Origin of the sequence: Ewingella sp. AOP8-B2-18, assembly GCF_052376015.1 — a bacterium.
Classification (GTDB): Bacteria; Pseudomonadota; Gammaproteobacteria; order Enterobacterales; family Enterobacteriaceae; genus Ewingella; species Ewingella allii.
In genome coordinates this window covers 1-24,509 of sequence record NZ_JBQSVB010000018.1, presented here as the reverse complement: position 1 = coordinate 24,509, position 24,509 = coordinate 1, and the positions used below count along the sequence as shown (strand labels likewise).

35 protein-coding genes are annotated in these 24,509 nt (G+C 33.8%); 7 read left to right on the top strand and 28 right to left on the bottom strand.

The annotated features are described in order from the left end of the window. Positions 1 to 47 precede the first annotated feature (47 nt). The 14 genes from ACT3RR_RS21580 to ACT3RR_RS21515 form a co-directional block, all read right to left on the bottom strand. Positions 48 to 299, bottom strand: a complete 252-nt coding sequence (locus ACT3RR_RS21580; protein ID WP_032650694.1) for a hypothetical protein — start codon at positions 297 to 299, stop codon at positions 48 to 50. A gap of 171 nt (positions 300 to 470) precedes the next feature. Further along, complete coding sequence (locus tag ACT3RR_RS21575) at positions 471 to 911, bottom strand: hypothetical protein (protein ID WP_032650690.1); 441 nt, start codon at positions 909 to 911, stop codon at positions 471 to 473. 91 nt (positions 912 to 1,002) lie between these two features. Continuing rightward, the gene (locus ACT3RR_RS21570) at positions 1,003 to 1,383 is read right to left on the bottom strand and encodes a hypothetical protein (protein ID WP_063927393.1); all 381 of its coding nucleotides are present in this window, start codon (positions 1,381 to 1,383) and stop codon (positions 1,003 to 1,005) included. 10 nt (positions 1,384 to 1,393) lie between these two features. After that, on the bottom strand, positions 1,394 to 1,687 hold the full coding sequence (locus tag ACT3RR_RS21565) for a hypothetical protein (protein WP_063927394.1): 294 nt from the start codon (positions 1,685 to 1,687) through the stop codon (positions 1,394 to 1,396). A gap of 87 nt (positions 1,688 to 1,774) precedes the next feature. Then, a complete protein-coding gene (locus tag ACT3RR_RS21560) occupies positions 1,775 to 2,230 on the bottom strand; it encodes a hypothetical protein (protein ID WP_045307779.1) in 456 nt (151 codons plus the stop codon). A 70-nt stretch (positions 2,231 to 2,300) separates the two neighbouring features. Next, positions 2,301 to 3,218 carry a DNA adenine methylase gene (locus ACT3RR_RS21555; RefSeq protein WP_119918845.1) on the bottom strand — a complete coding sequence of 306 codons (918 nt, stop codon included), beginning with the start codon at positions 3,216 to 3,218 and terminating at the stop codon, positions 2,301 to 2,303. Between the two features lie 332 nt (positions 3,219 to 3,550). Then, entirely contained in the window at positions 3,551 to 3,988 is a 438-nt protein-coding gene (locus ACT3RR_RS21550) for a hypothetical protein (RefSeq protein ID WP_119918846.1), read from the bottom strand. Between the two features lies 1 nt (position 3,989). Beyond that, positions 3,990 to 4,382, bottom strand: coding sequence for an ankyrin repeat domain-containing protein (locus ACT3RR_RS21545; RefSeq protein ID WP_119918847.1), 393 nt, complete (start codon positions 4,380 to 4,382; stop codon positions 3,990 to 3,992). A gap of 127 nt (positions 4,383 to 4,509) precedes the next feature. Further along, entirely contained in the window at positions 4,510 to 5,007 is a 498-nt protein-coding gene (locus ACT3RR_RS21540; protein ID WP_063860022.1) for an ankyrin repeat domain-containing protein, read from the bottom strand. A gap of 241 nt (positions 5,008 to 5,248) precedes the next feature. Then, on the bottom strand, positions 5,249 to 7,420 hold the full coding sequence (locus ACT3RR_RS21535; RefSeq protein ID WP_080394384.1) for a DUF927 domain-containing protein: 2,172 nt from the start codon (positions 7,418 to 7,420) through the stop codon (positions 5,249 to 5,251). Positions 7,421 to 7,533: 113 nt separating this feature from the next. Continuing rightward, positions 7,534 to 8,121 (bottom strand): hypothetical protein, encoded by a 588-nt coding sequence (locus ACT3RR_RS21530; RefSeq protein WP_496201095.1) that lies wholly within the window; start codon positions 8,119 to 8,121, stop codon positions 7,534 to 7,536. A gap of 57 nt (positions 8,122 to 8,178) precedes the next feature. Continuing rightward, positions 8,179 to 10,107: a hypothetical protein gene (locus ACT3RR_RS21525; protein WP_496201094.1), complete on the bottom strand. Its 1,929-nt coding sequence runs from the start codon at positions 10,105 to 10,107 to the stop codon at positions 8,179 to 8,181. A 124-nt stretch (positions 10,108 to 10,231) separates the two neighbouring features. Next, positions 10,232 to 10,603, bottom strand: a complete 372-nt coding sequence (locus ACT3RR_RS21520; RefSeq protein WP_032625058.1) for a hypothetical protein — start codon at positions 10,601 to 10,603, stop codon at positions 10,232 to 10,234. A gap of 58 nt (positions 10,604 to 10,661) precedes the next feature. Continuing rightward, positions 10,662 to 11,315: a ParA family protein gene (locus ACT3RR_RS21515; RefSeq protein ID WP_032625056.1), complete on the bottom strand. Its 654-nt coding sequence runs from the start codon at positions 11,313 to 11,315 to the stop codon at positions 10,662 to 10,664. Between the two features lie 126 nt (positions 11,316 to 11,441). Here ACT3RR_RS21515 and ACT3RR_RS21510 point away from each other — a divergent pair, with 126 nt between their 5' ends. Further along, positions 11,442 to 12,542 (top strand): LPD7 domain-containing protein, encoded by a 1,101-nt coding sequence (locus ACT3RR_RS21510; RefSeq protein ID WP_373854532.1) that lies wholly within the window; start codon positions 11,442 to 11,444, stop codon positions 12,540 to 12,542. A 77-nt stretch (positions 12,543 to 12,619) separates the two neighbouring features. Here ACT3RR_RS21510 and ACT3RR_RS21505 read toward each other — a convergent pair whose 3' ends face one another. The 3 genes from ACT3RR_RS21505 to ACT3RR_RS21495 all read right to left on the bottom strand — a co-directional run bounded on the left by ACT3RR_RS21505 (position 12,620) and on the right by ACT3RR_RS21495 (position 15,924). Then, positions 12,620 to 12,868 carry a hypothetical protein gene (locus ACT3RR_RS21505; RefSeq protein WP_063927399.1) on the bottom strand — a complete coding sequence of 83 codons (249 nt, stop codon included), beginning with the start codon at positions 12,866 to 12,868 and terminating at the stop codon, positions 12,620 to 12,622. A 117-nt stretch (positions 12,869 to 12,985) separates the two neighbouring features. Next, entirely contained in the window at positions 12,986 to 13,585 is a 600-nt protein-coding gene (locus tag ACT3RR_RS21500) for a hypothetical protein (RefSeq protein ID WP_373854531.1), read from the bottom strand. A gap of 122 nt (positions 13,586 to 13,707) precedes the next feature. Further along, on the bottom strand, positions 13,708 to 15,924 hold the full coding sequence (locus ACT3RR_RS21495; protein ID WP_032650659.1) for a DotA/TraY family protein: 2,217 nt from the start codon (positions 15,922 to 15,924) through the stop codon (positions 13,708 to 13,710). A 177-nt stretch (positions 15,925 to 16,101) separates the two neighbouring features. On the opposite strand from ACT3RR_RS21495, the gene ACT3RR_RS21490 reads away from it, so the two are divergent. The 4 genes from ACT3RR_RS21490 to ACT3RR_RS21475 all read left to right on the top strand — a co-directional run bounded on the left by ACT3RR_RS21490 (position 16,102) and on the right by ACT3RR_RS21475 (position 18,131). Further along, positions 16,102 to 16,653, top strand: coding sequence for a hypothetical protein (locus tag ACT3RR_RS21490; protein WP_373854529.1), 552 nt, complete (start codon positions 16,102 to 16,104; stop codon positions 16,651 to 16,653). Between the two features lie 12 nt (positions 16,654 to 16,665). Beyond that, positions 16,666 to 17,160 carry a hypothetical protein gene (locus ACT3RR_RS21485; RefSeq protein ID WP_103244813.1) on the top strand — a complete coding sequence of 165 codons (495 nt, stop codon included), beginning with the start codon at positions 16,666 to 16,668 and terminating at the stop codon, positions 17,158 to 17,160. Beyond that, positions 17,157 to 17,630 (top strand): hypothetical protein, encoded by a 474-nt coding sequence (locus ACT3RR_RS21480; protein WP_182265902.1) that lies wholly within the window; start codon positions 17,157 to 17,159, stop codon positions 17,628 to 17,630. The genes ACT3RR_RS21485 and ACT3RR_RS21480 overlap by 4 nt, the downstream gene beginning before the upstream one ends. Before the next feature lie 66 nt (positions 17,631 to 17,696). Beyond that, the gene (locus ACT3RR_RS21475) at positions 17,697 to 18,131 is read left to right on the top strand and encodes an H-NS family nucleoid-associated regulatory protein (protein WP_182265901.1); all 435 of its coding nucleotides are present in this window, start codon (positions 17,697 to 17,699) and stop codon (positions 18,129 to 18,131) included. Between the two features lie 260 nt (positions 18,132 to 18,391). Here ACT3RR_RS21475 and ACT3RR_RS21470 read toward each other — a convergent pair whose 3' ends face one another. From ACT3RR_RS21470 to ACT3RR_RS21425, 10 genes are all read right to left on the bottom strand, one after another. Then, positions 18,392 to 18,598, bottom strand: coding sequence for a hypothetical protein (locus tag ACT3RR_RS21470; RefSeq protein ID WP_373854527.1), 207 nt, complete (start codon positions 18,596 to 18,598; stop codon positions 18,392 to 18,394). Positions 18,599 to 18,609: 11 nt separating this feature from the next. Further along, positions 18,610 to 19,155 (bottom strand): type 4 pilus major pilin, encoded by a 546-nt coding sequence (locus ACT3RR_RS21465; protein WP_373854526.1) that lies wholly within the window; start codon positions 19,153 to 19,155, stop codon positions 18,610 to 18,612. Positions 19,156 to 19,170: 15 nt separating this feature from the next. Next, complete coding sequence (locus ACT3RR_RS21460) at positions 19,171 to 19,728, bottom strand: type 4 pilus major pilin (RefSeq protein WP_050595073.1); 558 nt, start codon at positions 19,726 to 19,728, stop codon at positions 19,171 to 19,173. 2 nt (positions 19,729 to 19,730) lie between these two features. Continuing rightward, complete coding sequence (locus tag ACT3RR_RS21455; protein WP_075210670.1) at positions 19,731 to 20,072, bottom strand: hypothetical protein; 342 nt, start codon at positions 20,070 to 20,072, stop codon at positions 19,731 to 19,733. After that, positions 20,062 to 20,190: a hypothetical protein gene (locus ACT3RR_RS21450; RefSeq protein ID WP_262129971.1), complete on the bottom strand. Its 129-nt coding sequence runs from the start codon at positions 20,188 to 20,190 to the stop codon at positions 20,062 to 20,064. Before ACT3RR_RS21450 ends, ACT3RR_RS21455 begins: the two co-directional genes overlap by 11 nt. A gap of 16 nt (positions 20,191 to 20,206) precedes the next feature. Next, entirely contained in the window at positions 20,207 to 20,500 is a 294-nt protein-coding gene (locus ACT3RR_RS21445; protein ID WP_496201093.1) for a hypothetical protein, read from the bottom strand. 21 nt (positions 20,501 to 20,521) lie between these two features. Beyond that, complete coding sequence (locus ACT3RR_RS21440) at positions 20,522 to 20,908, bottom strand: hypothetical protein (protein ID WP_032650634.1); 387 nt, start codon at positions 20,906 to 20,908, stop codon at positions 20,522 to 20,524. Between the two features lie 113 nt (positions 20,909 to 21,021). Continuing rightward, on the bottom strand, positions 21,022 to 21,684 hold the full coding sequence (locus ACT3RR_RS21435; RefSeq protein WP_496201092.1) for a hypothetical protein: 663 nt from the start codon (positions 21,682 to 21,684) through the stop codon (positions 21,022 to 21,024). 343 nt (positions 21,685 to 22,027) lie between these two features. Then, positions 22,028 to 22,414: a hypothetical protein gene (locus tag ACT3RR_RS21430; RefSeq protein WP_045892636.1), complete on the bottom strand. Its 387-nt coding sequence runs from the start codon at positions 22,412 to 22,414 to the stop codon at positions 22,028 to 22,030. Between the two features lie 28 nt (positions 22,415 to 22,442). After that, positions 22,443 to 23,009, bottom strand: a complete 567-nt coding sequence (locus ACT3RR_RS21425) for an ankyrin repeat domain-containing protein (protein ID WP_151385391.1) — start codon at positions 23,007 to 23,009, stop codon at positions 22,443 to 22,445. Positions 23,010 to 23,456: 447 nt separating this feature from the next. Here ACT3RR_RS21425 and ACT3RR_RS21420 point away from each other — a divergent pair, with 447 nt between their 5' ends. Next, the gene (locus ACT3RR_RS21420; RefSeq protein WP_045892632.1) at positions 23,457 to 23,768 is read left to right on the top strand and encodes a hypothetical protein; all 312 of its coding nucleotides are present in this window, start codon (positions 23,457 to 23,459) and stop codon (positions 23,766 to 23,768) included. A gap of 105 nt (positions 23,769 to 23,873) precedes the next feature. Next, entirely contained in the window at positions 23,874 to 24,185 is a 312-nt protein-coding gene (locus ACT3RR_RS21415) for a hypothetical protein (protein ID WP_045892630.1), read from the top strand. 52 nt (positions 24,186 to 24,237) lie between these two features. Here the strand turns inward: ACT3RR_RS21415 and ACT3RR_RS21410 are convergent. Beyond that, on the bottom strand, positions 24,238 to 24,509 hold a 272-nt coding region (locus ACT3RR_RS21410; protein WP_227629646.1), incomplete at its 5' end, for a hypothetical protein.

Here is a 24,509-nt window from a genome sequence, read left to right as displayed (position 1 = left end):
TTATATTGCCTTATAAAAAAGGGGATTGCTCCCCAATGGTTGTTTTATTATATTTTTAACTCTTCTATTTCATCTTCAAGAGCACTGATTTTCAAATCACGTTTAACTAACAAAAATGATAGGATCTCTATTCTCTCTTTAAGTTTTTCAATCTCTTTATCTTTGGATTTTGCTTCTAAAGTTATTTCAGCTATGGTTTTAATCTTTTCATCAATCACACTGATTAAATCATCATGGCTATGTCTTTTATTGTTTTCTACAATCCCAAAGAGTTCTTCAATTATACTGTTCTCATTCATAATGTTTTCCTTTTGTTTTATGTTATATTAAATAGATACCTCTTTTAAAATATTAGTCAAATAAATAAATACTTTTATTTTAAATATGCTTCATTATCTGGATTAAAGGGCTATGTAAGCCCTTTAATCAATAAAATCAAGCAAGTCATTTCACTCTCTAAATACTCACGATTAATCGTTATGGATTTTATTAGCTTCAAGCATTTCTAAAACTTGTGTGCAAGCATCTAAATCATCAGAAACAGAGTTAATGATTAAAGAGTTATTAATGATAAATAGATCTTCTTCTAAAAGAAATTCTTTTAACTCTTCTTCTGTATCAAAATGGATTGCTTCATATTCATGATTTTTCCCATTAAAGTTAGTTAGAATATTTTCACAAAAAACATCTGTTTCTAATAAATCTATAACGTCATTTAGATATGCTTCTATATCCTCTAAAACATCATAAACATCATAAACATCCATATCAACTTTATGAGATTGAAACTCAGCTAAATCTTCATACTTTGCTAAACTCTCATCATCAAGTTTAATTATTCCTTCATAAATGTATTTTGCTAACATATTAGTTGTTATAGTTGCTATTTTTAGTTCTTTGTTGTCTTTCATATTACTTATCCTTTTTTATGTTATGTTTAATAGATACCACCTTGAAAATACATTTCATTTTCTTAAATACAGGGCTATGTAAGCCCCTTATTTAATCAAGCCAATATAAAACACTCTCAATGTCTTTTTTCTTTAATGTCTTATACATGTTATCGAGTAAACAGTAATAAACAGCGGAATACGTATTACTTAAAGCCTCAATATCTCCATATTTATTACTCATATCACTATTAAAGCAAAGGTTAACAGCATACTTTAATACAGCTTTATTTATTCTGTTTTCTTCCAGTTGATTATAAGTAAACAACAACTTACTACCTTCAAATGAAAAAAATGGAACATATTCAAGTTGAGGATAATCCTTGTTTGATACTCTTTCAGGTTTCATCAATGTTTTACTATGTTCATAACCTTCTACGTTTTCTTTTGCAAACTCTTCAAAATCACTTCTCACTACGTTAATGTATTCCATATATCACCTCTTATTTTTGATTAAAATAACTATTATCTTCGTTAACGATACCCATACGGCGCTCAATCATCATCATTGATAAACACATATCAGCAACCATCAAAACCTTTTCGTAATGTTCCTTATTCTCACACTTACGTCTATCAATAAGTAGCCTGTTTATTTTGGGGACTTCTGCTAAACATTTAGCGAAAAGCTCTGGTGAATGTTCATGAAATGGTGCTGACATCATACATTCTAAAGTTATATAGTTATTTCCCATATTGCTTGTATGAAAATCCACAGGTCTAAACTTCTTTCTCATTTTTTGTATCCTCTCTTTTATTAAAAAATAATTACGCTGCTTTTTGGGTGTGCCAGTTCTTACTCAAGACCTGTTTATTCACGTCATTTAAATCTCATCAAGATTTACCCAGTTCCAAAAATACATACCTATATGGCGAGGCCATTTTCTACTTTCATCTCCGGTAAAGTTTTTATAATACGGTTCATACCAGTTATCCATATACATAGTATATGACTCATGATAAGGACAACACCAAGATGTTATTGAGCTAATATTGACATAGCAATCAAACATTCTCGCGATCCCTTCTAAAAACCCGTCTTGATAAAAATGATTAAGTTCATCAGAGGATTCAAAGAAAATATCAAACCATTCTTTTCTATACCTTTTCGTTTTTATGTAATGAGCATCTTCTTCTCTATCATCATTTTTTATAATATCTATATTTGATGCGCTTCCATATGCACGTATGTTTTCAAAATCTCTGACCCACGCAGTGAGTTTTTCAACATTTGCTTTTTTAATCTGAATGCTTACTACATTTAATGACATATAACTCATTTCATTTTCCTCTTTTAGTTTATATATTAAAGTTAACACTATGACAAAAGCATAAATCAAATATTTTTTATTAAGCGGCTTTAATCATGTTTTTATTATTCCAAATCATCAGCAAATCCTTAGCTTTTACTGCTTCATGTCCGTTTTCCGTTTTCTTTTTTCTTCCGGCTGTGTAGGTAATGTCAAACCGCAATACAGAAGCATCAGAAGCGTTTTCTTCAAAGAAGCTATCATTTGCCTCTCTGTTGGCTAACCACACAACACAGCCCCGCTCCTGAAGCTGCCGACACCATTCGATAAGGTCTTTGTGGTCTTCATCAGTGAATGCATGGCCATAGTCAGCAATGCTATCTCTGTATGGTGGATCACAGTAGACAAAAGCCCCTGCTGGAACATCGAGATCGGCATAGGAACCGCAATGAATAGACGTTGCCTGTAAAGCGTTATGCCACTCATTCAGGAGTGAGTAATCAAACAGGCCGCTCTTATGGTTAAGCAACCCTGCGCCTGTTCCATAGCGTCCTGTCTTCTTGTTTACCTGCCATATCCCGTTAAAGCCGGTGCTCATCAAAAAGAACAGCAAAGCCGATGCTCGGACACTAGCAATCTGTTCTTTCCAGTATTGTTCTCTACGCTGATAGAAACGGTAGTTCCTGACTTCATGAGAGCGTATAGACAGATAGGCCGCTTCCAGCTCCTGCAGCTCGATACAGAACGCTTCAAAATCGTGTTTGATGGTATTGAGTAGACTTACCAGTTCAGGGTTAATGTCGTTGATGATTGTGGGGATCTGGTTGTATGTAGACTTAACAGACGCAAAGAGAGCGCCAGCTCCAAAGAACGGCTCTACGTATGCGCTTACGCTGTTCAAATCTGGTAAATGTGGATTGTAGCTTTTGAGTAGCTTAGATTTGCCGCCAGCCCAACGGTAAAGGGGCTTTAGTGGCTTTAGGCTTGAAGATGGGGTGTTTTGTATAGATACAGTCATAAACCAACCTCTATAGATAGATCAGCTCCATGAGTTCATGGAACAGGCCGGAACCATTCCGGCGGTTGGTGCATCATCATCTATCGAAAGATGGAGGCTTAAAGCCTGAACCTACATGATGCGTAAAGCATATGACTGCTTTGATTTGGTAATTGTCTACAGAACGCTTATGACGATCAACACTTTTTTCAAGAAAATGGAAAATATTTTTCAACTGCTATTGACGGAAGGAAGGTAATTGATTACTTAATTAATACGTAAATATTAATACCCAATTTCTATTTATTGTAAGTTTTGACATCATATAAGTATCACTTTTAGAAAAAGCACTCTTAATGAGTGCCTTTTCTTTTGTGTATTTCATTAATCAAGCTTTGCTCATACCGAAATATATAGGAAAGGAATTTTTCATTTTCATCTTTAATGATTATTTCATAAGTGGATTTGTATTTGCTGTTTTTCTTTTGGGGATCTGCTCCATTCAAAAGAAGGTGAATATAAAACTTAATGTTATTGATTGAGTAAGCTATTTCTAATGGCAGTCTTCCATTTATTGGCTTATTAACATCTTTGAACAAACCCACTACTAAACAGAAAAAATTATAGTATTGATGGTTTTCATTTTCTGACTTTGAAAAAACAGACAAAAGACACCAAGATAAGATATTCATATTAGTGTCTAATTGGTGCTTAGTGAGATAATCATAGAATAGTGAAGTTTGATTTCTGTCTATATATGATTTTAACGTATCTAAAGAAAACTCATCCATGTTATTTCTCTGCTGATAGTAATACTCTTGACATTGAAGAAGCATTTTGAAGATCAAGTAGTGTTATCTGGTCTGCCGCTTTTCTGCCTTGATTGTCTTTTATTGATACATCGCCTCCTGCGGAGATAAAGAACTTAACAGCCTCAGTATTCCCCATGAGAACGGCATAGAACAGAACTGTTTTACCAGCTTTATCCTGCTTGTTAATGTCAAAGTATCTGGTAAGCATTCTTGCTACTTCATAGCTCTTATATTGTTTTGTAAGTAGAACAACATGGAAAATATTGGCTACTTCATCAATATAAAAATCTTCTTCAATAACGCGGTTTTCATTAATGAATTTTTCAATTTCAATTGTATTTTTGGTTTTTAATATGTCTGTTAATGCTTTCATGATTTTTCCTTTTTCTTTTCAATTGGGTGATAATTATAAATTAAAATAAAAACAAAATATGTCAATGCCAGAAAAGAAAAAACCCGCCAGAAGCGGGTTAAACTAAAGAGGTAGTCCGGTTATTTTTTTACGCTACTTGTAGCATCTGCTTTTTTTGTTCAAGTGCGTTCCTGATCATTTCTTTAAGCTTATTCATAAAGCTTTGGTATTCTTCTTTATCTGCTGGTTTTATTTTTGTGTCGTGGCGATCTCCATTCTTGTTTTTGAGGAATGGACTACAACCCAACTTGATAAGCGCTTTAATCATTTCAATGTCGGATGTTTTAAACAATGCTGTTTCACCATCGTTGTTTAAATGGTTAATATTTGCGCCTTGTGAAATCAAAAATTTGATAACAGCGATGTTTTTGTTATAGAAGATAGCTGTTTCACCTTTCTTATTGGTAAAGTTAACATCAGCACCATTAGCAACTAATGCCTTTGCTACTTCTAAGTTTTCAGCTAAAGCTAAAGGAAAAACACTACCCATAAGACCGTTTACATCAGCTCCGGCCTTTACCAATATATCTACTTCTTCGGCTGTTTCAGCAAACAGCAACTCTCTTTTAATATCTAAATCAAGCATAAACCACCTCTTATAGTTTAAATTATTTATAATAAATATATATACTATTTTTTTAATAAAATCAAATTTTACACGCTTAATATAAAATATTTAGCGCATATATTTGAAAAATATCAAGTAAAATAAAATTGATTATTCCATGAATAGAGTGTATATTGAAGATCTATTCATAATGTGTTTTCTATTTTGGAAAACGACTATTTAATAAAGTTTAAGGGGCTGCTTTCGCAACCCCTTTTTTTTATGTTCTATCAAAGTAAGCGGAATAATCTTCTTCGTATTGAGCGGAAGCTTCAAGTATTTTGTTTATGTTAAACTCACTATCAGCATTGTTTTGATTAAGAATTTCTGTTTGCCCTTCTGTTTTCTCACTATCGTTCACAAGAATAGAATTCTTTGTAGTGATCATGTCAGAACGTAGCTCATCAATAGGCTTCAGCGTAAGGCGCGTAGTTCTTGAACTTGATAAGCCCAAATCCTTAACTTTGTTCGGTGTAAATCTTGCGTCAGGCTCAACCATTCCTAATTTTTCAAGAGATTGGCAAAGCTCGTTAAAATCAAGTTGAGCATGTTGTTTGAGGTGTTTGATACCCATAGCATTGAAAACTATTGTTCCTTCAAAATCATCAGAGTGTTCCATGACTCTATTGATCTTAACTTCCGCTAAAACCGAACCTCTGTGAGTCGCATTGTTAGTAAGCGTCTGAGCCGCTTTTTTCTGCGTCCTACTGATACTTTCGTTTATATCATCAGATTGTTCAGCATAAGCAAACTTACTCCAAGAAATCATGCCTTTGTTAGCATTAATCCACTCATAAAGACGCTCAAGATGAGAAATGTATTTATAATCAGCATAATCAATTTGTTCGTTAATATCCTGAGCATATTTATTTTTATAAATATTTATTGCTTCATGAGTTAACATAGCACTTTCCTTGCCTAAAACACTTTCCATAATTTCAGCACCAAGCATGATAAGAGCTAAAGTATGCGCTGAACGACGGTTCTTTTTGAAATATCTTAACTCTTCTGTAGTTAATAACTCAGATTCAAAATCAGCAAGTTTTTGCTCAAGTTCATCAGCGTTTTTTGTTATATATGCGATAATTTCATCATATATATGACCATAGTTCTCTGAAAGCTTAGACATCCACTGAGAAACTTTACCTCCATCATTCTTGTCAGGGAAGAAGATATGAAGGTCAGGATCATGAATATCTATTTCAATAAGACGAGTTAAAATAGCCGACTCTTTGCCATCACCTTTAACACTTTGTCTTAGTGATTGGTTGGAAGTCGTGAAGAACATACCGTTCCAAACGTTAGGTTGTTTGAAAGTATTATCTTTATCGAAAATAACTCTACCACCGCCGTTAGTAAGGCGCATTATCCTTTGTGGTAAGTCATTTGTTCTAAGTAGCTCGTCAATCTCATCAAGAAAAACAGGGCCATGATTATAAGCAGTAGCAAAGTTTTCAACGCCAACTTCTGAACTTATAGCTTCAATGATCATACGGCCTTTAGCTGGAGAACCTTCTGTAGCCGCACATATTTTAAGAGTTGTAGATTTACCCTTTTCACCTTCACCCGTGTAGTTAACAATCGGGCAAAACTCATCTGAAATACAAATACGGCCTTTAGTGTATGACGCATATGTGCCTGCTAAGAAAATACGAACTGCCGGAGAGTGTTTAATTATCTCTCTTGTAGTTTCCTTCTGGATTTCAGGATCACCTTTCTTTTCACTCTGAGTAGCAACCTTGCCGACATACAGATCATGCTTAGAGCGGATATGAAGGTCAGGAGTCACCCAGCCTCTTTGTGTGTAGCCTGTCATGCGCTTGATGAAAGCAGGATAGACTTTACCATTTGGCCTTACATGAGGCTCATAGCCAGCTTGTGCGGCCTCCATGAAAGCTTTATACACTTCTGAACGATCAGAACCCGCAGGAGGCGTCCAATCGTTCAAGGTAAGACGTGATTTAGAGCTGGTAAACTCTGCTCGATCCGATGAAGAAAGAGCAACTTCATTTACTTCTAAATCGTTATTGAGAAATCGAACACCTGTATAACCAGTATTAGCTTCTAAGGTTTTTACGCCTGAACCTTGTTTAGCAGTGGAAAGCTTTAAGTATGGAATAGCAAAATAGTTGTGAATTTGCTTCCAGTAAGGATTACCATCTTTTGGGTAAATCCTTTTAAAGAAGCCTTTAGGATGAATAGCGTAGTTATTTGAAGCATAGAAAGCTTCATCAGTAATACGCTCGTCGTATAATTTAGCATTATCGAAAGCATCAATTTCAGGATGCGTTAAAGTTGTATCTTCATCAGATTGTTGTTCTTCATCATCTAATGACAAATCCATATTATCAAGAAGCTTTTCAGCTTCCATTTCTGTATTTTCTCTATTCATAATCTCACCTATTATAATATTTTTATGTATGTATTTTTGGTGTGTTATCACACTCTTTTACTGTTATACCATTTTTTCTAGAAAATTCAATACTTAACACGTCAAATTGTATATCACATAGATAAGTGTGTGTTTTTAACGAGTATTTGACTTATCCAGTTGTCGATCATTTGAAGATGATATTTTTTATTTATGTTATCCATCTTTCTTGCGTCGTCTTTAAGTTCTCTAATAACATCCTTGATTATTACTTGTTGTAAATCTCTTTCATGGAAAGAGTTTGAAACTAAAACATTTAACCTACACATAATAGCTTCTTTAAAGAAATAATAAATAAAACTATCATATGATGATTCTGGCCTGATAAATTTAAAATCTCTTATATCTTTAGCAAAATAATCAACAAAAGAAACAATGCTTTCTGATATTAAATCTTCTTTGCCGTAAATCCAAAAGCTGTTATTCCCTTTTTCTACAGCTAAGTTTTCATTAACATAATAGCGAGTTTTTAACTTTTCAAAAGTTTCATGAGGTCTAATAGCGTTCCAGACGATACCTAAAAGAACCAAATCACTTTCTAATGTTAAAGCCTTTTCTTCTCCTGATATTTCAACTTCATTTTCACTCTGAACTTCATCAGGCTCATTATCTAAACTCTCTTTTTGTCTTAGTAAATCACTAACTGACTTTGATAATCCCATATATATAATCTCCTTGAGGTAAGAAAAACAGGGGGCGTTAACCCCCTTAATAATGTTTTATTTTTTAGTTGGTTTATTTTTATTGCTGTTATCAGCTTTATTCTTTTTTTCTATATCTTTTCTTATTGTTTCTTCTAAAGCTTGTTTATCAATTTTAAGCTGTTCATTTTCTGATTTTAATGTAGAGTTTTCTTCCTTCTCTTTATCATAATCAGCTTTCAGCTTAACATTTTCGCTCTTAAGCTTGTTGTAAGAGTCAATATGTTGGTTAACTTCTTCGATAAGTTTATCATTGCTTTCAGTAAGAAGTTTAATAGCTTTGTCAGCTTCAATCTTCTCATCCATCAAATCTTTTATGGTTTGTTCGAATGAAACTTTCTCTTCATCACGTTTTTCAAGCTCTTCTTTGTGCTTACGCTCCATATCAATAATAGCTTTTTTAGCTTTTGCCAATTCAATCTCAAGCTGTTCATTATCGAATTTAAGGCTATCTCTATCTTCAGTAATAGCTTTAATGGTATCGTTAAGAGTTGTTATTTCACTATTCAAACCACTAACAATAGAAGCTTGTTGAGTTTTAAGCGTTTCAATCTCTTGTTTATGATCGCTGTTTAGTTTATTTACAACGGCTTCATGAGTTTTCTCTAACAACTCAACTTCATTCGTATGATCAAGGTCTTGTTGAACAAGCTGTTCATTAAGTCTTTCAACAACTTCTCTATGTTTTTCAATGGTAGCTATATGAGTTTTTTCTAAATCATCATACTGCTCACCAAGAGCTTTATACTCATCAGAAAGAGCATTAAACGCTTCTGTTTTTTCTGCTAACTCTTCACTTGTTTTTTTGGCCTTTTCTTCAAACTGGCTTCTAAGCTTCGCTTCTTCTTCAAGTGATTGCTTAGTGTTGGTCAGCTCTGTAGTAAGTTCCTGATTAACACGTTTTTCTTGATGAAGAGCTATAACAGCTTCACGAGCCTTTTCAAAGCCTTGTATCTCATTGTTTTCTTTAATAGCTTTAGCGGCGTATTCAGCAGCAAGTTTTTGTTTTTGCTTGATAAGAGCATCTATTTCATTTAGTTCATTCTGAACAACAGCATCTTCAATAACTTCTTTTGGAATTTGCTCTTGATTTTTAATAGACTCTTCTTTAGCTTTTTCTCTTGCTGTAGTGTATAAATCATCAAGATATTCTTTATTATTTGTATCAATAACCTCTTGTGCTTTGATTTCTTCTGGAGAAAGCATTTTACCTTTAGATAAGTAAATGTTATCTAAAAGAGGTAAACCAGCGGCTTTAAGATTGTCATTGATATTTTTAAGAACCTGCGTTCTTACAAAGTTATCTTTTAATGAAAGACTTGCTGTTATTCTTCTTGCGTCAGGATTTAACTGATTTATGATTACTTCACCAGTATTTGGGTTGTATTCATAGTTTTTATCAGTAATGGTATGCGTATGCCTAAATATATGAGAGTGAGTTTTAGTTTTTTGGTCGCTATGAACACCCCAAGCAAAAACACTGTTTTTACCAATAACAGGCATATATTGCTTTGATTTTCCCGGCCCCTGATCTTTTACATAAATAAAATTAGGGTTAGCCATACTGTCAGTGATTATGTCATGTGCTAAAACCTGATCTTCTGCTCTAAAACCTGATAAATCAATAAATAGCTGTTCCCACTCATTCCCCCTGCCTCCAATATCACCAAAAAGAGCTTTTGGATCTTTATTAGTGCTTAGTTCTGAAAGAGGTCTTTGAATGGTATTCAAATACTGTTTTGACATTATCCCACGGTCAATTGTAGCTTCAATTTTTTTAAGAAGCTCTAAACCGTTTTCAGCTTTAATAACTATATCAAGTTCACTATCTTTATACGTAGCGCCGTTGATGGTTGGCTCTAATGGACTTGTTTTACCGCCATTAATGCCCTGAGCATCACGCATTCCGTCTTTATCTAATACTGCTAATATTTTTGCTCCACTCATAATGTATCTCCTATGTATTTTTTGAATGTAGATTTTTTTTGTTCTTACTATATTAATCTACCCTACAATCCTACATTTGAAAATATAACGGTAGTCCGTTCATCCTGTTTAATTACGCCTTTTATCAGGATTTCTTTTTCTTAGTAAAATGAATAGATTTATTTTCTCTGATTAACTCATCTGCTTTTAAATCAGCAAGAGCAAGAATAGTATTTGATAAAGCATCATGGGAAAGAAGCTTAAACTTCTCTTCCAGAGCTTTAGGAACACGGAAACCAATTAAGCGGGGTTCATCTTCCGCTACTACTTTAAAGTCGCAACGAACGTATGACGTAGTGAACGGCTGGAGTTCTCCTAAGTCTTCTTCTCGATGTGCCCAGTATGTGCCAGCATTGGGATCGGAAAAGGCCGTTTCCAGAGACAATTTTTCAAAAGTCTCCATATCATCGAGCCATCCGGCAGGTTTTTTAGATTTTTCTTTTTTGTGGTCTGTCATGCTGAAACTCCATCAGATTTCACGAGAAACGATATATATTAATATATATTAATATATATTAACTTTTATTGCGTCGAGCCTCAACACCGGCTTTGATTTTCTTACCTACGGCATCCATCAGCAACTCAAACTCTTTACGGGCATCAGATACCAGCGGTAAGCCTGTTTTTTCTTCAAAGATGGTGACGCCGTTGTTGTATGAACGAGGATAGGCAACACGCTTTTTGATGTATGGCAAATCGTAGTCATGGCCTGCTGCCCTGTGTTCTTCCTGTAGCTTGATTAACAGGTCGAGCTGTTCTTTGTTCTGGATCTCAACACGATTAGGAACAACGATAAAATCATTGTCTGTCTTACCCTGTTCACGTAGTTCCTGAACGCTCTTGAGCGTAGCACTGTATGAGCTGGCATCAAGGATAGTTGGAATGATTACGAACGGGGCAAGCTGACCATCACCACCGCTATGAATGCCGGGGCTGTGGTCAAATACGAACACATCAACATCTTTAGAGGTTGGCTTACGAGCTACGTTAAACGTTAGTTTTGTTCCGGCCTGTTCTGCGATGCTCGCAAAGAGCAAACTCCCGCCCTGTGGATCGAGGTCTAACAGAGTTGTCTTTTTGCCGTTGTGTCCAAACCAAGAGGAGATAACGATGCTGAAGAGACTTTTCCCAACACCACCTTTTTTATTGTAAATCGAGATAGCAAGCATACACCTACTCCTTTTGTCCTGTTTTACAGTGACTTAAATGTAGTTAGCCGATTGACTAACCATCAATATATATTAATATATATTAGTATATACTACATTTCAACATAAAAAACGCGAGGTAAAAACATGAGTAAAGATAACGATTTAAATGATTTTGAACAGGCTTTTTCAATGGATGCTCCAATGCCTGATTTCCCTGATTATGAGATTGTGGCCGACAACGTATCCCCAGCTGCAGCTCCGGTTAAGAAGCCAGAACCTGAACCAGAAGTTAACCTTGAGCATGACATGATGGAAGTAAAAAGCCGTATAGATAGCTTTAAAGACGTGCTCAATATTGGCGACAAGTTCGGTATGAGTGACGAGCAAAGGAAGATGATTAAGAACCAGCTTTCAGAACTGGAACTCACTTACGTTAAGCTACAGAAGACACTTAACCTTGAGGAGCCAGCTCCTACCGCTTCCCTGATAGAGAAGAAACCAGAAGAGGCCAAACCAACCGTTCCGGCTGCTGTTGTCTCCGCTGCTGATAACATACCAGCTCAAGACTTCACTGATCTGGACAAGTTTACCCAAATGAAGAATGAAGAGGCTAAACATCCTGTTAAGGCTAAGAGTCTTAAAGACCGCATCAAGTCTGTTCGTTCTAACATCCGTGAAGAAGAAGAGGGGGAGATCAAGAAGGATAACAGACCTCAATATGTGAAAGACTTCGAAAAAAATCTCATGCCTGAAACTGAATTGAATGTTAAAACCAACGGCAGAAGCCGATATTTAACCAACGATGAATTAAAAAATCTTTTTGGTGATAACTATCTTCATTCAAGAGATAACATTGAGGAAGGAAAACTTACTTCAAGAACTCACTACTTCGGGGATGGTCTTTTAATTAAAGAAACAGAAGATGCTATAGCAATACGTGGTAGGCGTAAAGCTAATGATATTGCTGTTGATTTGATTGATGTGGCTAAACAAAAAGGATGGAACAGTATTGTTTTAACTAAGGGTAATCCTGTCTTTATGGAACAGGCTTATATAAGTGCTATAAAAAATGGTATCAGGGTTGAAGCCACTTCTCTTAAACAAGAAGAAGAATTTCAGATGATACACAAAGCATATGATTTAGATCGCTATATGAAGTTCGGAGAACCAAAAAAAGAAGATATTAAAAAGGAAGAACTTATGCCGGAGTATCAGGTTAAACGTGGTAGAAGTTTAAAAATGTAAAAAGGGGCGAAAGCCCCCTTTCTTTTGGCAACAAAAAACCCGCCGTAGCGGGTCAACAACAAGAGAGTAGAATTTTCTTAGTGAACCAATCCAACCATGTAAGCAAACATACTTACTGTAAAAGATACAGCTACAAAAAAGACTGCGATAGCCGGAACACCCATAAAAACACTAAGAGGGTAAATAGCAACATCAGTTGTTTTGTCTCTGATTTTAGTGATTAAATCAGACATTGGTAAAAGAACTACTTTAACAGATAAAAAAATCATTACTAAACCAACAATAAAAGCTGGGATGTAGTTGAAAGTGCTAAGTAATGTCATCATTTTAAAATCCTCTCTCGTTGTTTGTTGATTAAATAATATCGTACAGTTTTATGGAATTCAAATTATTTTTTAAGTATTTTTTAAAAGGTGGCTACCACCTTTTATTTATTTATTTATTTATTTATTTCTTTCTTGCTCTTCTTTTGTTTCAAGGAAAGCAACTATTGGTTTATCTTCACTGTTTGTTGTAGCTCTAACATCATAGAATGGATTGGGTAAAATGTTATCAATACCTTTTAAAGCATTAAGCTTGTTATCAACTGTTGCGTATTTTAAACAATAAGCTCTTACTACACATCTAAAATAAACAGCAAATGATAAGAATACACCTGATCCAAATGTCATGAATGATAAAACCTTTGCTGTTGTGTCAATGCCATAATAGATTTTATAACCACCCATCACAGCAACACCAATCATAAAAACAAAAATCACTAAAGAAGCTATAGAGAAGTTTGTATAATTTTTTTGTCTTAAATTTTCATCAGCATTATTTATACAATACAACTCTTCATATGATAACTTCTTATCGTTATTCCCTTTAAACCTATTAAAAAGTTCTATACTGGAGCGAGCTGTCTCAATAGGGGCTTGAACTGTATTAGATGCCGAGTCATATAGATTATTCATAATCTTTTTTGGATTAACAGTAGTGTATGACTTTAAAACATTTTTAGCAGTGTTTTTTACTTTATCTTCAAATTCTTTATCTTTCATAAATATCTCCTTTTGTGTATGTATATAAATTAATTAACACATAAAATAAACACGTCAATAGAATTGATAAAAAAAAGGTAGCAACTCGCTACCTTTTAGTTAGTTTCAGATAAAAGGATTACTTATTCCTTTGGGTTTAAATCTGTTATAGATTGACCATGATTTCCTTTATCTGCTGTCGTGTTGTTAGTTGGCTCTTGATTATTACCCTTGCCAATATTACCTTCATTACCGCCTTTAGGTTCAATATCTCTTTTCTTCTCACGGTTTCTTGCCATATTTGACATAGAACTTGCTGTAGCTTGTCCTGCTCTTTCAACGGTATTAGTAGTATTACTTTTCGCACTATTAAGAGCTTCTTCTGAACCGCCCATAACTTTACCGCCTAATGAAGTTGCTCTTGCGCCGATCCATTCTAAAACAGTATCAGGAAGAGTAGACATAACTCTTGTAGCGTTCATCGTATTGTTTAAGTTTAAACACATATAAACAGCTATCATTGCTATTGAGTAAGTGATACCTAACCAACCGGAGTCAACGAAGCTTGTTGCTATCAAGAATGTTGCGTTTATGAGGGCAGCCCCCGCACACATCATCACGAAGGAAGCAAGGAAACCAAATATTGCTAACCCCGGCTTTAGTGTTACTACCAGTGTAAGCATATAGCCCTGTCCTTGTTTACCTACAACATCATCAGCATCCGGCGCTAAGTGAGCTAAAACCCACATGGGTGAGGCAACATAAGCTTCTATACACGTAGCCATGTATGACAACACAATCCCCATCCAGATGATATACGGTATCATAGGTATTACGTAAGCAAGCATGATGCCGTTTATCAAGCCTACGATCATCAAGAACGAGAAGAATGGACCAATTATAGTTCCGGCTGCTATCAACACATCTGATAACTTAGGTATCAATGCTAACAATGAAACAGAGCTTGCGCCTATACCCATTGCCGCTACGCCGTTAAGAACGTGATTACCAACGTTTACTTGTTGCGTAATAGATAGCAATTGATCTACTTTACCATCACCCAAGAAAATACCACCGTTTGAATTTGCTCCTCTTAATAGACTTGTAAATAATGAACTATCTTCACCCGCGATATTAGTAGTGTCAGCATTAAGTTTATCAGAGCGATTAACAATATTTTTAACTTTCTCAAAACGAGGGCCAAATCTATCAGCTAAATAATTTAAACGTTCAGCAGCCTGACCGGAGGAAGCTGGAATACTATTCATAGCTGCGTTAGTTCCATTTATAGACTGAACGATTTTCATGTAATAAGCGCCGAAGAAAGCCCACCCTTTTTCTGTTATATCAGCAATTGAATCAACTTTAATTGCTTGAGCCATTGCTAATTTACCTGCGTCATTCATTGATTTTTTATAAGCTGCCGTCATTTCTTCAATTTTATCATTAATAGGTTTTGGATTTGCTGGATCAGCTTTAACTAAAGTATCTGAGTAAGCGATAGCATCTAAAACCATTTTGTTGAGTGCCTTAGCCTGAGCTTGTTGAACCGCATTTTGAATTGACGAAACATCAACTAATGGTTTATATCCAGATCCAGACGCAAGAGCATTTTGTTGTTCACCAGAGTTTGATACATCTAATCTAAGAAAACCGCACATTTGAGATTTATCACCTGTATTCCAGTCATCTTTTAAACCACCAAAGTTATAGCCGATTACTCTTTTTCCATCGCTTTTTGCTTCAAAGTTCTGAACACTAAAATATTGAATATTACCTCTAAAATATTTAGATGATTGAGCTAATTCTCTTGCTGTTTCTTCATTATATATTTGAACGCACGCAGCACCCAAAAGCGTATCTTTAGCAAGTTTTCTTATCTCAAGATTTGAACTTACACTTGAATAATCAAAGAATATAGTTATACAGGCAATAGCGAGAGGTATCATTGTTCCTGCTAAACCAACCCCAGCTTTTATAAATGAGTAAATCACCATGTGAATCGCACAAAAACCAGTTGGCATAGGAAGAAGCATAGCCGTTCCTAAAGCTGTTCTTATAGGAAGCCACATTGAAGACCATTTCTTACCTAACATCTCACCATCATGAGCTGTAGCCATTGTGCCAGCAATTAATGTATATGCTGCTAAGATACCACCCAACACTAAAAGAAAGCTAAGAAATAAAGCCATTATTCCAGAGAATACGCCTAAAGCTTCAGGATTAAGATATTTGTCTACAAAGTTGTTCATAAACCAATCTGTTGATAATGGAGTTAACCAATCCATTGAAAAAGTATCAGCACTCGCATTTGTCGCATACAATAGCATTGCCATTATAAGCAATATTTTTTTAATCATAAAATATCTCCATGTAATTTATATAAAAGTTTTTTTCTGATGTTTTTGTTATTTTTATTAAACGCCATTATTTAATAAATAATATATTTTAAAAGATTGTCAATAGGTAGCCGTTTGCTTGACAATATTAAATTTAAATTATATTTAATTATATATATAGAAAGGAGGTGTTAAGAAATGGGTAATACAAAAGAATATGTAATTCATCCTTTTGTTGCGGGTGAATGTTCGATTGATAAGTTTGAGTCAGAAGAAATAGCAGTAATTGATATAATAACAAGAGAAGAGATAGTGTATTGCGATCCGGGATGTTATTTGATTAGTAGATCGCTATTAAACACATTAATAGAAAGTAATGTTAATTGTGTGAACATCATTAAACATGAAGATTTAAAAATAAAGTTTAGTGTTAAACACAATATGGAACATCCGAATAAGAGCATACCTAAATGGTATAGACTGATACCATTCAAAAAAGGAGAGGAAAGCAAAGAAATATATTTGAACGAAAACAATGATCTTATTGTGAATGAAAGGATACTCAATCTATTAAAAAAGCATAGAGTAAGAAGGCTAAAGATAGAAGAGTATGAAGATGAACATGAAGCAAAGATAATAGAAGAAGAAAAGGCTAAACCAGTATTCATAACAGAGCAAAATAACACAATGAAGCAAATCATCATTTTTATTGTGATAATGTCTGTTGTCGCTTATTGGTTCTTTAGCTAAATGGAGAAAACAATGAGTGAAACGAACTGGTTAGAAATAGAAAGTAAAAATCATATAAAAGTGATTAATGATACAAAAATAAACAAGCAAGATGAAAAGATAGCTATACGTGTTGAGCGTAGTTTATTACGAAAGATAAAGGCTATAAGTATGGGTAGCATTTCATATGCTGTTTGTTCTTTAGCTGATTATGCTCTTAATGACGTGATCAAGAATAAAAAACATCTTGTTCTCAAGAGAGAGAAAACAGGCAATGTGTCTTATCAGTTGAGAGATTACATTGATAGCGACACCAACCATATATCTATCACTTGTGAGCGTAGCGATATAAGCACAGACCTTACGAGAACAACAATTTGGGCTTACGAAAACTTTATACAACGAATAAAAGCAAATACAAACTCATACTATACGATAGCTGTTATCGGTCTTGTTAAGTATGGAATTGATTTGCTGGATACCAAAAACAAAACATTGATGATTACAAAAAAAGGAGAAACAATATGAAACCATGTGATACCAACAAAAAATTATTGCTGGATGTTTTAGCATTTATAGCTTTTGACATGCTGGATGAGAAATACAACAACAATAAGTTAATCATAACAAACAGAGCTAAAAAATATTTAGACAATAACTACAGTGGTAGATTTGATTACATAATGAATTTAAAACATGGAGCTATCGCCTCAACATTCATGAAAGAGGGTGTGGAGGGTCATATTTTCGCTTACAGTGATAAAGATGAAGATATTGAGGATTTATTTGATTATGTTGTCAGAGATAAGTTAAGGGCTTATATAGATAACACAAAATACAATCAGGAAGAGCTAACTAAAGAGATAGAGATTTTAGCTAAAGAGTTTCATAATGGTTATATGAAAAACTATTCATTCTTAAATCAAATATTATTGTATGTATGCGGTTGCTATAAAATAAAACCTCGCCTTGAGAAACCTATCATGATTGCTTTATAAAACATTTTGTTATTTAAAATGCTGTATGTTAGATTACCCCTTTACTGTATGGTTAAGGGGTTTAACATGAGCGATCTTTCTCACTTATCAAACATCCGTTCTCTGCGTAAAATCGCTAATGAAATTGGTGATGAAGAGTTCTTAGTGTTCGCTGAAAAGGTTGAGGCTGTAAAGGAAGAGATCAACAAGCGCATTGAAGAAGATAAGCAGAAACTGCTACTGGTTGAAGACAAGCTTAAAGCTACTACTGAGCTACTCCAGTCTGAAGGCTTTGAAGTGAGCTTAGACAGCGTGAGAGCGTTCCTGTTAGGGCAAGAGCTTCCTGCACCGGGTAAGGGTGCTAAGGGCGTTAAACGTGGTTCTGTAGAGCCTAAGTATGCTTATACAAACGCAGATGGTGAAGAGGTCTTATGGTCTGGTCGTGGTCGTCCACCAAAACCTATTGAAGAAGCCATTAAAGGCGGGGCTAAAAAAGACGATTTCCTGATCAAAAAAGACTAATAACAACGGTCAATACCAGAGAAAACCAAGCCCCTATTCAGGGGCTTTTATTTGGATTAACTTTTCTTAAAAAACTTTCTTTTAGCAATTTTATACTCATCCCTTTATAGATCTGACCTCTATTTGCTACTTTCATCATAAGAATATTGTCAACAACTAACGTAGCCATTATTACAGAGTAAATCAAGTTGGCGGTAAAGCTTGTATCATTCCAAAATATAAATGCTATTACGAGAAAAGCAAATATCCTAACTAAAAAATTATCCTTCATTAACCACCTCTCTTTTTATCTCTTTGTTTATTTTGTAAGACTCATATAACAGCTTTAATGAAACCAGATTAAAAACGATACCTATTAATCCATATTTTGATATATCTGTTGCCTCAAAAAACAAGTAAAATGAATATCCTGTAAATGTCATTGCTACAACTATATAAAACCACGCTTCTAAAACTCTATTTTTCATAACTCCACCTCTTATTTATCGTAAAAGTAAACTGTAATTGGTTTGTCTGAATATCCATCTTCACCATTAGCGCAAGCCGATGTTGTAGTAGCCATATTTAAATCTAAACCATTTTCTATGTTTTTAACTTCTGTAGATCCAACAACTATTTTAAAATAACTTGCTCCGGCTTGTGAAACAAACTTAGGGCAAGCATCTACAGATACGTTCTCAAACCCAATATAAAAGCTTCCATCGTAGTAAGGTTCTATTAAGACGTTCGCGCCCCAACTATCCCAAATCAGATTATCATCAACTATATCTTCTGGAACTATCTTAGACTTGATTACTGCGTCTACTGATAAACCTGTGAAGTCGGCTTGTCCAGCATACAGATTTTTAATACCTGCGTTTAATGTTCCCAATATTTTAATATCACTGTCAATTTTTTGACCTGAACTTACTTTAGGGTAAACCATAAATACAGCTACTATGATTGCTGCTATAACACCAAAAACCAACAACAACTCTAACAATGAAAATCCTTTCTTCCTTTTCTTACTTAATATGTGTGTCATAAATAACCTTCCTTTTTAAATGATGGATGTAAACATAACAGTTGAGCTTTCTTGTGATGCGCAAGCGGCTGTAGCTTTGGTTATGTCTATTCCATACCCTTCTTCTAAGTTCTTAACATCAGTGCTCCCGTTATCGTTGTATACTGTGATACTCACAAAATTACCGGAAACCGCTGTAATGAGTTTTGCGCAAGCATCAGGGGGAACGGCATCATACATAATGTTGTATTTGCCATGATTGCCGCTGTATTCAACGCTTACATTGCCTTTCCACTCGTTCACTAACTTCCCATCCAAGATCATGTTGTCAGGGGCGTTCTTAGACGCAATGAAGCTATCAGTATTCAATGATGAGATCTTAGCTCTGCCGCCATAGAGTGATTTCACTCCCGCTTGAATAGCTGTTATGTTTCTGCTCTCTTTGTCTATCTTTTGTGAAGCCTGAACTTTTGGAAAAACTATAAAAGCGGCTATTATTATTCCAGCTATAACACCTAACGTTAAAAGCAATTCTAATAGTGAAAACCCTTTTTTACTTTTCCTGTCTTTTAATAATATAAAACTATTTATCATAATCATTCTCCTTTGTCGTTTCGTTCAATTTCATTTTCTTCTTTTGATTTGATATTCTTATCCTTTTCAAAAATATTCATAATGTTGTATTTTTGACGAAACATCCAAGGTAATAAAGCTCCTGCCATATAAAAACCAACTCCATATGAATAGTATATAAACATTTTATCAGCTACTTCTTTATTTATGCCCAACTCATTTTTTAAGAGAATGGTTGTCGAGCAATACAGCATAACAAAAACCCCAAACCTAATAACGAACATAGAGAAATCTTTTAATAATTTACCTCTTTTACTATCATCATCTGAATACTCTTTTAATATTCTTGTTATTTTATCTATCATATGCCACCTCTCTTTTTTGTCTGTTTTGATTTTTATAAATAACACCACCTTCTTTAAGAAACTCATCAATAAAATCTGACCATGTTTCTATTTCTTTTTCTCTTGTTTCTGTTCCCATACTCACCTCTCTTTTGTTAAATACTCCAATATATATCTGCTTTAAAATGCTCTGCTGGCTCGTTCACATAAGCCTTAAACAGTATAACAGCAAGAGCTTGATTGATGTAGCCAGATCTTTTATATGATGCTCTTATCTGATTGAAACCATGCTTAATATGGGCTGGTATAATCTTTCGTGCTTCAAGTCTGTCTATTAATGCTATTATCGCTTCTAATCTGTTATCCTTTATTAAAAATGCGCTTGATATAAACTCACTTCCGTTATGTAAACCTAATCTTTTTAAATCTCTTATTATGTCTTTTTTCATTTATACCCCCTCAGATACATATTACCCAAATAAAATACTCATTGTTATAAGTGCGCCAAGCATTGGTATTAGTCCATAGATAGAAGCCGGAGGAATAAAAAATGCCATACCCATCATAATCACACCTGCTATAAATTTTTTACCATCTGTCTTTAACAATTTATGGATAACACCCATTATTATCGGTATTAATCCTGACATTGTTATTACCATGCCTGTAAATATAATAAAAAAAATATTCACCCCCATATCAGTCATGCTAATTTCCTCTATGAGTTTTTCAGGAAGCAATAAAAGTGTTGAAAAGGAAACTGAACTTATAAACAATCCCAATATCACACGAAATAAATCGTTTTCAATGTATTTTTCTTGAACTTCCTTTAAGTATGTTTTTGTTTTTTTTATCATAATAACTCTCCTTTATTTGTGTATAATCAATTAATGCTATATTTAAAATGTTAGTCAAATAAATGTATACTTTTATTTTAAATATCAGATGAGCGGATTAGTTAAACCATTTTTTAAGGTATTATTTTTTTAAATATATTGATCCAGAAATCAATTGGGCTAACCATTATACGATTATTACCTACTGCCGTTCTCACGCGGTTATATTTTGAAGGCGAAAATGTGAGTGCCTTTATAATTGCTGGGGTGTTTCTTTCTAATTCCTCTTCTTTTGCTTTGTTTTTACTCAACCAAACAACACCAAGATTAACTCTATCGTCAGACCATTTCTGTATTTTCGTAATTAAACCTAACTTATCAGATTTGATTTTGTTTTTACATATTTCATCTGTATATAAACATTCTTCATCATTCAGTTGTATTCTTTTGCTTTCTAAAGAAAGACTAATAAAATCAATATTGGAATTTTTTATGGCTGAAGCATATTGTTCATCATCAAAATCTAAATCAAGGAAGTATCTATTATTATTTAATATAATTTCATAGTTATTTTCATTAACAACATCATAAGTTATTTGATTGTCATATTTTCTCTCTGATAAAGTTTCCGTAAAAAGAGGTATTAAAAAAATAAGTAAGAACAGAAGAAAAGCTATAACTGTTTTACGTCCTACTTCTATTTCTTCCCCAGCCTCTGACTCAATTTTTTGTTGAATGTTAATGTTTAAATCTTTCTTAATACCTTTGTTTTTAATGTTTTTTTTATTCTTACTCATAATAACTCTCCTTTATTTGTGTATAATCAATTAATACTATATTTAAAATATTAGTCAAATAAATATATACTTTTACTTTAAATATCAGATGAGCGGATTAGTTAAACCATTTCTATTTAAAAATAAAACCCCGGAAGGGTTTTATTAAATTTGACAATAACAAATTAAAGCGTTATAAAATATAAGTAAGCATGGGTGTTCATGGGTGTTTCCCATCTTATAGGATGTTTAATTTGATAAGTTATATATTGTAGATTGCCGTCAGAGTATATAACAACGATTAAAACATGGGGTTTAGGCTCCATGTTTTTTTTGTGTCTACCTATCCCGCCTGTCTGATAACTTAATTATTAAAAATCAATCTATCTGAAAAACCAACCTTAAGTTCATTAAATAATAATTCATTTTTTTTATAGCATTCTGATAATCCTGAAGCACCTAATTGTTGCTTTCTTTCCATACAATTATCTATATTCCTGTTTATAATAATTAGCTTTGATTTTTGATCTTCTGTTAATGATTTTATTATTGGTATTGGTGTATCATAAAGCATGATATTCATAACATCAGTTTGTAGGTTATATAAACTAATTTCTTCGGTGCTCATTTTGTTTTCGGTGCTTTCAATAAAAGATACCAAAACCAATGCCAGTATTAACATTATAAGCACTTCAAGTAGTTCATTATAGGAATCATCATCTTTTTTTGTTTTAACAACTTTATTTTTCATATTAATCTCCTGATAAGGGGTTTCCCCCTTATGCTGCTTGTCTTTCGTTAATAGTTGTCATGAATGCTTTAGCGTGAGCTGAGTAGCCTCTCCAATTGTGGTGTATGTCTGCCCCGGCTTCGATTAGAACGGTCATAACAGCCTCATCACGTCTTATGTAAGCCATTTGAAGAGCTGTAGTGTTGTCTACGTAGGATTTGAAGTTAACTCTTGCTCCAGCCTTTATAAGCAAGCTTGCTTTTGATCTGTCTGCTCTGAAAATCGCTGTCATACCAATGTTGTTTCTATGATTGACATTAGCCCCTTTGTTTAAAAGAAGATTTGAAGTCATATAATCAGAGAAGAACAACGCTGTATTGCCGTCTTTATCTTTAGCATTTATATTGATACCCGCATTTATTAAAGCTTCTGCTTTAAGATAGTCAGCACCAAACAAAGCTGTTTTACCTTCATTGTTAATAAAGTTTAAGTTAATATCAGGATGAGTTATCAATACTCTTTTCACCAAATCAATATCATTGCTGAATAAAAGTTTTTCAATTCTGTTTTCTTTTGTGTTTGTAAATGCTTTTACTTTGTTTAAAATAATACTCATGTTAATCACCTTTTCCTTTTCTATTGTGTATATTAAATAGATAACATATCTAACCCAATTGTAAATATTAAAAAGAATGTATTTTAATAAAACAGGACGGACGGATAACCTATACTACTTTTTTGAAATATTTTCTCAATTAAAGTTGACTTATATATAATAAGTGCTAATTAATATATAAGAGACAAGCAATCTTGTCCTTTATATAAAAGTTTTTATGTTTATGATGCTTCACCTTTCTATGTATGTGTGTGTATGACTAAAGCCCTCTCACCGGGGCTTTTTTCTTTTCTATTATCCTTTCGGTTAAATTAATAATCATTTAAATATAGAGTGTTTTACTTACACCGCTTATCGGATAGTTAAAATAAAAGTATATATTTATTTGACTATTATTTTAAAAGTGTTATTAATTATATATAACAGAAAAACAAAAGGAGATATGTTATGAATACAAACACTTTAAATACAGTTTACAACGCAATGATAAATACTATGAATATGGTTGAGTTTGATTTAGATAGCGGATTTATTTTGTGCCAGAATGAAGATTATGATTATACTGAAATAGGAAGAACTTATTACAGCAGAAATGGGAATCCAACATTCTATTTGATACATGATAATGAAACTCACTTTTTAATCAAAAAAAATAACACAATTTACAAGAGAGTCAAAAAAGAAAATATTTCAGAGGTTATTCCAGCATTGTTAGAGCTTCTAAAAAAAGATGGTCATCAAATAACAATGAAACACTAACCCTTACAGCCCCTTCGGGGGCTTTTATTGTTTTGGTATATTTATTTTTGATTTTTATTTTAAATATGCTATTAATTGAACTGGTAAATAAATAAAGGTGATTATATGAAAAAAACAAAAACATTATTTGAGCAATTAAAAGATAGAGCTAATCAGCTTTCGGCGGGTGAAGCAATAATAGTGCTTGACGAAATCAATAAAAAAGAAGGGTTTGAAAATGCTGTTATCTTTCTCAACAGTAGAATGAAACATATTAGAAAGGCAATTCTTAAAGACACGTTCACACTACAGGGGTGTAGGAACGTCAATCATAAGCTGGCAAACGAGCTTATCGCTACAGTTCAAAAGGAACAGTTATCAGCCATCATACAGGCCACAACAACCAACAATGAAGCTACCACCAGAAAGCGTATGTAAGACTGAAAGAGAAGAGGACGAGTTTAGTGTTCTCTTCTCTCTGATTGTTCACTCACTTCATTACCTTGCCAGCTTTCACTAACGCTTTGAGTTCAGTCTCTGATAACAGCGCATTGTGAGTAAGAGCTGAGTATACGTTTCCAACCTTCCAGATCTCCGGCTGTTCAGTAGCTTTAAGCACCACGACAGGCTCACAGTCTTCACCTTTCTCATAAACCCATATAGCGGGGTGGTTAACGCCGTTCTCGTCCTCATACTCCTTTAAATCAGTATCAAAATGCTTGTTCAGTAGAGTGATCAGTTTCATAGTAGTTTCCAGTTTTC